Annotated in this window: 7 protein-coding genes; 4 read left to right on the top strand and 3 right to left on the bottom strand. The window is 72.7% G+C overall.

What is annotated here, in order from left to right:
- The 4 genes from sucB to ACOV8S_RS10945 all read left to right on the top strand — a co-directional run.
- The coding region (sucB, locus tag ACOV8S_RS10960) for a 2-oxoglutarate dehydrogenase, E2 component, dihydrolipoamide succinyltransferase (RefSeq protein WP_448317598.1) at positions 1–1,010 on the top strand (1,010 nt) is incomplete at its 5' end.
- 276 nt (positions 1,011–1,286) lie between these two features.
- A complete protein-coding gene (locus ACOV8S_RS10955; RefSeq protein WP_351114445.1) occupies positions 1,287–1,922 on the top strand; it encodes a GntR family transcriptional regulator in 636 nt (211 codons plus the stop codon).
- Positions 1,923–2,207: 285 nt separating this feature from the next.
- Positions 2,208–4,919, top strand: coding sequence for a pyruvate dehydrogenase (acetyl-transferring), homodimeric type (gene aceE / locus ACOV8S_RS10950; RefSeq protein ID WP_448317597.1), 2,712 nt, complete (start codon positions 2,208–2,210; stop codon positions 4,917–4,919).
- Between the two features lie 121 nt (positions 4,920–5,040).
- Positions 5,041–5,571, top strand: coding sequence for a DUF4240 domain-containing protein (locus ACOV8S_RS10945; RefSeq protein WP_448317910.1), 531 nt, complete (start codon positions 5,041–5,043; stop codon positions 5,569–5,571).
- 131 nt (positions 5,572–5,702) lie between these two features.
- Here ACOV8S_RS10945 and ACOV8S_RS10940 read toward each other — a convergent pair whose 3' ends face one another.
- The 3 genes from ACOV8S_RS10940 to ACOV8S_RS10930 all read right to left on the bottom strand — a co-directional run bounded on the left by ACOV8S_RS10940 (position 5,703) and on the right by ACOV8S_RS10930 (position 7,756).
- Positions 5,703–6,449, bottom strand: a complete 747-nt coding sequence (locus ACOV8S_RS10940; RefSeq protein ID WP_448317909.1) for a peptidoglycan recognition protein family protein — start codon at positions 6,447–6,449, stop codon at positions 5,703–5,705.
- A 360-nt stretch (positions 6,450–6,809) separates the two neighbouring features.
- Entirely contained in the window at positions 6,810–7,259 is a 450-nt protein-coding gene (locus tag ACOV8S_RS10935; protein WP_448317596.1) for a DUF5959 family protein, read from the bottom strand.
- On the bottom strand, positions 7,256–7,756 hold the full coding sequence (locus ACOV8S_RS10930; protein WP_448317595.1) for an N-acetyltransferase family protein: 501 nt from the start codon (positions 7,754–7,756) through the stop codon (positions 7,256–7,258). Before ACOV8S_RS10930 ends, ACOV8S_RS10935 begins: the two co-directional genes overlap by 4 nt.
- Positions 7,757–7,899: the final 143 nt, after the last annotated feature.

The raw sequence follows: 7,899 nt of genomic DNA, 5'->3' as shown, positions 1-7,899 counted from the left end.
CTCCGGCTCCGGCCGCTCCGGCCCCGGCTCCCGCCGCGCAGGCTCCGGCCGCTCCCGCCGCGCCCTCCGGCGCCGGTGCGAGCGACGCCTACGTGACCCCGCTGGTGCGCAAGCTCGCCTCGGAGAACGGCGTCGACCTGGGCTCCGTCAAGGGCACCGGCGTCGGCGGCCGCATCCGCAAGCAGGACGTGCTGGCCGCCGCCGAGGCCGCCAAGGCCGCGGCGCAGGCTCCGGCCGCCGCCCCGGCCGCGCCGGCCGCCAAGAAGGCTCCGGCCCTCGAGGCGTCCCCGCTGCGCGGTCAGACCGTGAAGATGCCGCGGATCCGCAAGGTCATCGGCGACAACATGGTCAAGGCCCTGCGCGAGCAGGCCCAGCTCTCCTCGGTGGTCGAGGTCGACGTCACCCGCCTGATGCGCCTGCGCAACCAGGCCAAGGACGGCTTCCTGGCCCGTGAGGGCGTCAAGCTCTCCCCGATGCCCTTCTTCGTGAAGGCTGCGGCCCAGGCGCTGAAGGCCCACCCGGTCATCAACGCCCGGATCAACGAGGCCGAGGGCACGATCACCTACTTCGACACCGAGAACATCGGTATCGCGGTGGACGCCGAGAAGGGCCTGATGACCCCGGTCATCAAGAACGCCGGCGGCCTCAACCTGGCCGGCATCGCCAAGGCCACGGCGGAGCTCGCGGGCAAGGTCCGCGCCAACAAGATCACCCCGGACGAGCTGGCCGGCGGCACCTTCTCGATCAGCAACACCGGTTCGCGCGGTGCGCTGTTCGACACCATCATCGTTCCGCCGAACCAGGTCGCGATCCTGGGCATCGGCGCCACGGTGAAGCGTCCGGCCGTCATCGAGACCGAGGACGGCCCGGTCATCGCGGTCCGCGACATGACCTACCTGACGCTCTCCTACGACCACCGTCTGGTGGACGGCGCCGACGCCGCCCGCTACCTGACCGCGGTCAAGGCGATCCTGGAGGCCGGCGAGTTCGAGGTCGAGCTCGGCCTGTAACTCCGCCGCCTGCGCGACGGCGCCCCCGCCCGGATCCCGGGCGGGGGCGCCGTCGCGTGAAGGCCGGGTGAAGCGCACGTCAAACGCAGGTCAAGAAGGCTCCCGAGCCGCGGGAGGCTGCCCGGCGAAATGCCCGTCGCCTGGTGTAAGCCTCGTCTCACCTGCGTCTCAGCGCCCGGATGTGCCTCGGCAGACACGCTCCGCAGCCGTATTGTCTAAGCGTCTAACGCCCCCGGGGGCCCTGGCCGCAGGTCGCCCCTGCCCGAAGGAGCTTCCATGACCGCGCCCGTCATCCACTCGCTGCGCGAACAGATCCGCGAGCACATCGTGGAGGGAATCGTCAGCGGTCGCTGGAAGCCGGGCGAGCGCATCGTGGAGCGGCGGATCGCCACCGAGCTGGAGGTCAGCCAGACCCCGGTCCGCGAGGCCCTGCGGGAGCTGGAGTCGCTGCGGCTGATCGAGTCCGCCCCCAACAAGGGCGTGCGGGTGCGCAGCCTGACGGCCGCCGACCTGGAGGAGAGCTACCCGGTGCGGGCCGGCCTGGAGGCGATCGCGGCCGAGCTGGCGGCCGAGCGCCTCGGGGACGACTGCTCGGTCCTGGACCCGCACGTGGCGGCCCTGCACGAGGCCGACCGGCTGGCCGACGCGGCGGGCCAGGTGCGGCACACGGTGGCCTTCCACCGGGAGATGGTGCGGGCGGCCGGCAACTCGGTCCTGCTGCACACCTGGGAGGGGCTGGGCATCGAGGTGTTCACGGCCCTGTCGATCCGCTGGCTGGGGACCGTGCAGCAGTCCTTCGCGGAGGAGCACGAGGAACTGGTGGCCGCCTTCCGCCGCCGCGACCCCCGGATCGCCGACCTCGTGAAGGCCCACGTCCTGGGCTGCGCACCGCGTCCGGACGCCGCCGCCTGAGCGCCCCACTCGCCATTCGAGCGGTTCTCCACCCCGCCTGACCTGCGATTCCACGGCACCCGGTGTCGTGGACCCGGCCAATCTTGTGGCACTGCGTGCCGACTTTCGCCGGTTGGGCAAGTTTTACCGCTCACCCCTTTGATCGATCATCGATCAGGGGGTTACAGTCGCCGCGGGCCTCTTACCCGAGGTTCCACCCTGCCCTGTCCTGCCAAAGACCCAAGGGCACCCGCATCCGCGCGCACCCGCGCGCACCGCACCCCTTCGACTGAGGAAGGCGGCGACATGACCGACCCCCACGCCATCGCCCCTAGCGCGCTGGACCAGCTCCCCGACCGTGACCGCGAGGAGACCGCCGAATGGCAGGCCTCCCTGGACGCGGTCACCGAGGCGGCCGGCCCGCACCGTGCCGCGTACCTGATGCGCCGCACCCTGGAGCGTGCAGAGGGGGCCGGGGTCTCGCTGCCCAAGCTCCTCGAGACCGACTACATCAACACCATCCCCACCGCCGCGGAGCCCGAGGTTCCCGGTGACGCGGCGATGGAGGGCCGGATCACGGCCTGGAACCGCTGGAACGCGGCCGCCATGGTGACCCGCGGCAGCAAGTACGGCGTCGGCGGCCACATCGCCACCTTCGCCTCGGCGGCCTGGCTCTACGAGACCGGCTTCAACCACTTCTTCAAGGGCAAGGAGTCCCCCGAGGCTCCCGGCTCCGGCGACCAGATCTACGTACAGGGCCACGCCTCCCCCGGCGTCTACGCCCGCGCCTTCCTGGACGGCCGCCTCACCGAGGCGCACCTGGACAACTTCCGCCGTGAGTCCGGCGGCGAGGGCCTGCCCTCCTACCCGCACCCGCGCCGTCTGCCCTGGCTGTGGGAGTTCCCCACGGTCTCCATGGGTCTGGGCCCGCTGTCCGCGATCTACCAGGCGCGGTTCAACCGCTACCTGACCAACCGCGGCATCAAGGACGTCTCCGCCTCGCACGTGTGGGCGTTCCTCGGTGACGGCGAGATGGACGAGCCGGAGTCGACGGCGGCACTCGCGCTGGCGGCCCGCGAGGGTCTGGACAACCTGACCTTCGTCATCAACTGCAACCTGCAGCGCCTGGACGGCCCGGTCCGCGCCAACTTCAAGATCGTGCAGGAGCTGGAGGCCCAGTTCCGCGGCGCCGGCTGGAACGTCGTGAAGACGCTGTGGGGCTCCGCCTGGGACGAGCTGCTCCAGCTCGACACCACGGGCGCGCTGGTCCGCCGGCTGCGCGAGGTCCCGGACGCCCAGGTCCAGACGTACCAGACCCGGGACGCCGCCTACATCCGCGAGGACTTCTTCGGCAAGGACCCGGCGCTCGCCGAGATGGCGAAGCTGCTGAGCGACGACAAGATCCTCGACGTCTTCCACTTCTCCCGCGGCGGCCACGAGCCCCGCAAGGTGTACGCCGCGTACAAGGCCGCCGTGGAGTTCAAGGGCGCCCCCACGGTGATCCTGGCGCAGACGGTCAAGGGCCACACGCTCGGCGAGGGCTTCGCGTCCAAGAACGCCAACCACCAGATGAAGAAGCTCTCCACCGACGAGTTCAAGGCGATGCGCGACCGCCTGGACCTGCCGATCAAGGACAGCGACTTCGTCGACGGCGTCGTCCCCTACGGCCACCCGGGCGAGAACTCCGCCGAGGTCCGCTACCTGCAGGAGCGCCGTGCGGCGCTCGGCGGTCCGGCCCCGGCCCGCCGCGTCCACCCGCTGGCCCCGCTGCCGGCCCCCGCGGAGAAGGCGTTCACCTCCTTCGACAAGGGCTCCGGCTCGCAGAACGTCGCCACCACGATGGCGTTCGTCCGGCTGGTCAAGGACCTGGTCCGGGACAAGGAGACCGGGAAGCGCTGGGTGCCGATCGTCCCCGACGAGGCGCGCACCTTCGGCATGGAGTCGCTCTTCCCGTCGCTCGGCATCTACTCCCCCAAGGGGCAGACGTACGAGCCGGTCGACCGCGACCAGCTGATGTACTACAAGGAGGCCAAGAACGGCCAGATCCTCAACGAGGGGATCACCGAGGCCGGCTCCATGGCCGACTTCATCGCCGCCGCGACCGCGTACTCCACGCACGGCGAGGCGATGATCCCGTTCTACATCTTCTACTCGATGTTCGGCTGGCAGCGCACGGCCGACCAGATGTGGCAGCTCGGCGACCAGCTCGGCCGCGGCTTCCTCGTCGGCGCCACCGCCGGCCGCACCACCCTGACCGGTGAGGGCCTGCAGCACGCCGACGGCCACTCCCCGGTCATCGCGGCCACCAACCCGGCCGCCCTCTCCTACGACCCGGCCTTCGCCTACGAGGTCGCGGCCATCGTCAAGGAGGGCCTGCGCCGCATGTACGGTGAGGCCGCGCCGGGTGAGGACCAGGACGTCTTCTACTACCTCACCGTCTACAACGAGCCGCTGCCGCAGCCGGCCAAGCCGGCCGTCGGCGGGATCGACGAGGGCATCGTCAAGGGCCTCTACCGCTTCAACACGGCGGAGACGGCCGGCCTCTCCCCCGTCGCCAACGCCCCGCGCATCCAGCTGCTGGGCTCCGGCACGGCGATCCACTGGGCGCTCAAGGCCCAGCGGATGCTCTCCGAGGACTGGGGGGTGGCCGCCGACGTGTGGTCCGCGACGTCCTGGACGGAGCTGCGCCGCGACGCGCTGGAGGCCGACGAGGCCCTGCTGCGCGGCGAGGAGCGGGTGCCGTTCCTCCGTCAGGCGCTGGCCGGCGCCCAGGGCCCGGTGCTCGCCGTGTCCGACTACATGCGCCAGGTCCCGGACCAGATCGCGCAGTGGGTGGAGCAGGACTGGTCCTCGCTGGGCGCTGACGGCTTCGGCCTCTCCGACACCCGTGACGCGGCCCGCCGCCACTTCGGCGTCGACGCCGAGTCGATCGTGGTGGCCGCGCTGGCCCAGCTCGCCCGCCGCGGCGAGGTCAAGGCCACGGCCGTCAAGGAGGCCCGCGAGCGGTACGGCCTGTAAAGGTCCCGTGCCGATCAGGGGTTGATCGAGCAAGGACGGAGGGGGACGGCGGGATTCCGCCGTCCCCCTCCGTCGTGCCCGGGTGCGACCGGCCGCTCCAGGGACGATGCTTGGTTCCGTGATGGACGAAGCGGAGTTCTGGCAACTGGTGGACGGCGCCCGCGAGGAGGCCGAGGGCGATCCGGAGGAGCAGGCCGACCTCCTGGTGGAGCGGCTCGTGCGGCTCGACCCGGAGTCGGTGCTCGACTTCGCCCGCCACTTCGAGTCGCGCTACGACCGGGCCTTCCGCCAGGACCTGTGGGGCGCCGCCGCGATCCTGCTGGACGGCGCCGACGACGACGCCTTCGACCGGTTCCGCTGCTGGCTCATCGGCCAGGGCCGTGAGGTCTTCGAGGGCGCGCTGCACGACCCGGACGCGCTGGCGGACCTCCTGGACGACTTCGACGAGGAGATCGACGGCGACGGCGAGGAGCTGGGGTACGCCGCGGACGAGGCGTACGAGCAGCTGACCGGCCTGGTCACCCCCGACCTCGGCCTGTCCGCCCCGCCCCCGCGGCCGCAGGGCGAGCCGCTCGACCTGGGGGACGACGAGGCCCTTGCGGAGCGGTTCCCGCGCCTGTGGGAACGCTTCGTCGAGGGGGACGGGGACTGAACCCGAGCGCCGTCCTCACGCGGGCCGTCCCGGCGGCCTCGTGAAGGTGCCCCGCGCGCGCAGGGCGGCCCGCGCCCGGGCGGCCCGCCCGCCTGCGGTGCTGCCGCGCGGCGCGGTCATGCCGCCGGTGCTCACGTCTGCCGTCCCTGGAGCTGTGCGGCACGCTCCCGGATCAGCGGCAGGTGCGCCTTGAGCGCCGCGCCGGGGCACGTGGTCCGGTACCCGTCGTCGTGCCCGGCGATCGCCGGCAGCTCCGCCGTCTCGCCCTTCTCGAACCGGCTTTGGCCGTTGCTGGACACCAGCCGCACGTCGCCCCGCGGGTCGATGTCGGAGAGCCCCAGCTTCCAGGCCGCGAGCCGCGCGATGGCCTCGGTCATCGCCTCCGGCACCTCGGCGCCCTGGGTGAAGGTGCCGATGGCGGCGACGCCGACGGTGCGGTGGTTGAACCCCTGCGTGTGCGCGCCGGTCACCGCCCGCCCGGAGCCGCCGGCCCGGCCCTCGTAGATGGTGCCGCAGCGGTCGACGAGGAAGTTGTAGCCGATGTCGTCCCAGTGCCGGCCGGCCGTCTGGTCGGCGCTGATGGTGCGGATGATGCCCGGGCTGTCGGCGCAGTCGTAGCCGTTGGGCGAGTCGGTGTGGTGCACGAAGACGGCGACCACCTTGTCGTCGTACTTCGGCGGGGGCTTGGTCCGCTCCCGTTCCCGGTCCTGCCCGGCCTCCCGGGCGTGCCGCTCGTCGCCCGGTTTCAGCCAGGCCGACCGCGGCACGATCTTCGGCTGGGGCGCGCCGTACCGGTGCCCGCTGGGTGCGGCCGGCCCGCGCGGCATCGCCCGGTCCTCGCTCCGCCCCTGCAGTGCCAGCACGAACAGCAGCACCATCACGGCGATCAGCGGCGGCGCCACCACCTCGAGGCTCGGCCGCCCGCGCCTGCCACCACGCCCCCCGCGGCGCCCGGGCCCACGGGGCCCCCGGCCCTGGCCCGGCCTCCGGAACAGCTCCCGGACACGGGCCACGACCTCGGCGGATATACGGGAGGCGCGCATGCGTCCACTCTCCGCGCCGCCCACGACGCCCGCGATCGGTGAGGTCCGCGCGGGTGACGGGAGCGGCCGGGGTGCGCGGTCCGGAACGCCCCCGCGACACGAGAGGTGGCGGGTCGGTCCGTGCGGGAAGCCCGCGGGCGCGAAGGCGGGGGACGCGAGGGCGCCGGGCCCTGGCCGGCTCCGGCTCGGCCCCGGTCAGACGGGCTCCGTCAGGGCCTTCCTCAGGCGCTCCAGGCGGAGGCGGTTCTCCGTCAGCTGGTCCGGGTCGTCGATCGGCACGCGCACGGAGATCTGCGTCGACGGCAGGTCGTGCACCGTCACCTCCAGCGGGTCCTCCGGCACCACCTCCAGCCAGGCGCTGCGGTCACCGGCCGGCCACTCGACGCCCCACTCCTCCTCGTCCTCGGCCTCGAACGCTTGGAGCGCGTCGAGGCAGCGCTCCCACTCGTCCAGGTCCTCGAGCGAGACCGTCAGGCCCACCTGCCCGTTCACGAAGCCACTCCGCACGACGATCCGGGCCTCGTAGTACCGCTCGTCGCCACTGCCCCTGAGGGCGAGGTGGTCCACCTCGACGGCCACGCTCTGCGCCCGGTCCTGGAACCGCAGCAGGTCGAGCGTGGCCGGGGTGTCGCCGCCGGCCGTCACAGGAAGCGGCCCATCAGGACGTCGTCGACGTACTTGCCGTCGAGCAGCATCTCCTCGGGGAGGATGCCCTCGACGGTGTAGCCGAGGGAGGAGTAGAGGGCGCGGGCGCGGGCGTTGTGGCCGAGGACGCGGAGGGTGAGGCGGCGGGCTCCTCGGCGGCGGGCCTCGTCCTCGGCTGCGCGCATCAGGGCCTTGCCGAGTCCGAGACCGCGGGCGCGCTCGGCAATGGCCAGGCCCTGGATCTGCTGCACGTGGGCGTTCGCCTCCAGCGGGGTGGAGGGGCTCACCCGGACGTAACCGACGACCTCGCCGTGGAGTTCGCCCACCAGGATGTCGCCCACCGGCTGCCGCTCGCCGAAGAAGGGGCGGCCGGGCGGGGGCGGCGGTGTCACGGCGTGGACGGTGGACCAGGTCTCGCGGTCCAGGCGGGACAACGCCTCGTCGTCCTCCGCGCGGGCGGGACGGATCTGGGGACCTCGGTCAGCGCTGGTTGACATGACCGCACTCTACGGCGGGATCCGCCGGCCCGGGAAAGCGGTTTCCGGCGTCACTCCCGCGCCGCGGCCCTCCCGTCCTGCACGATGGCCCCATGGAAGCGAGTGGAGACCGCGGGAGCGGGACGACGGGGCAGGGTGGGGCG

This window comes from Streptomyces sp. CO7, from assembly GCF_053474865.1.
The sequence above is the reverse complement of the archived record's forward strand: the minus strand, read 5'-3'. Positions and strand labels throughout refer to the sequence as shown.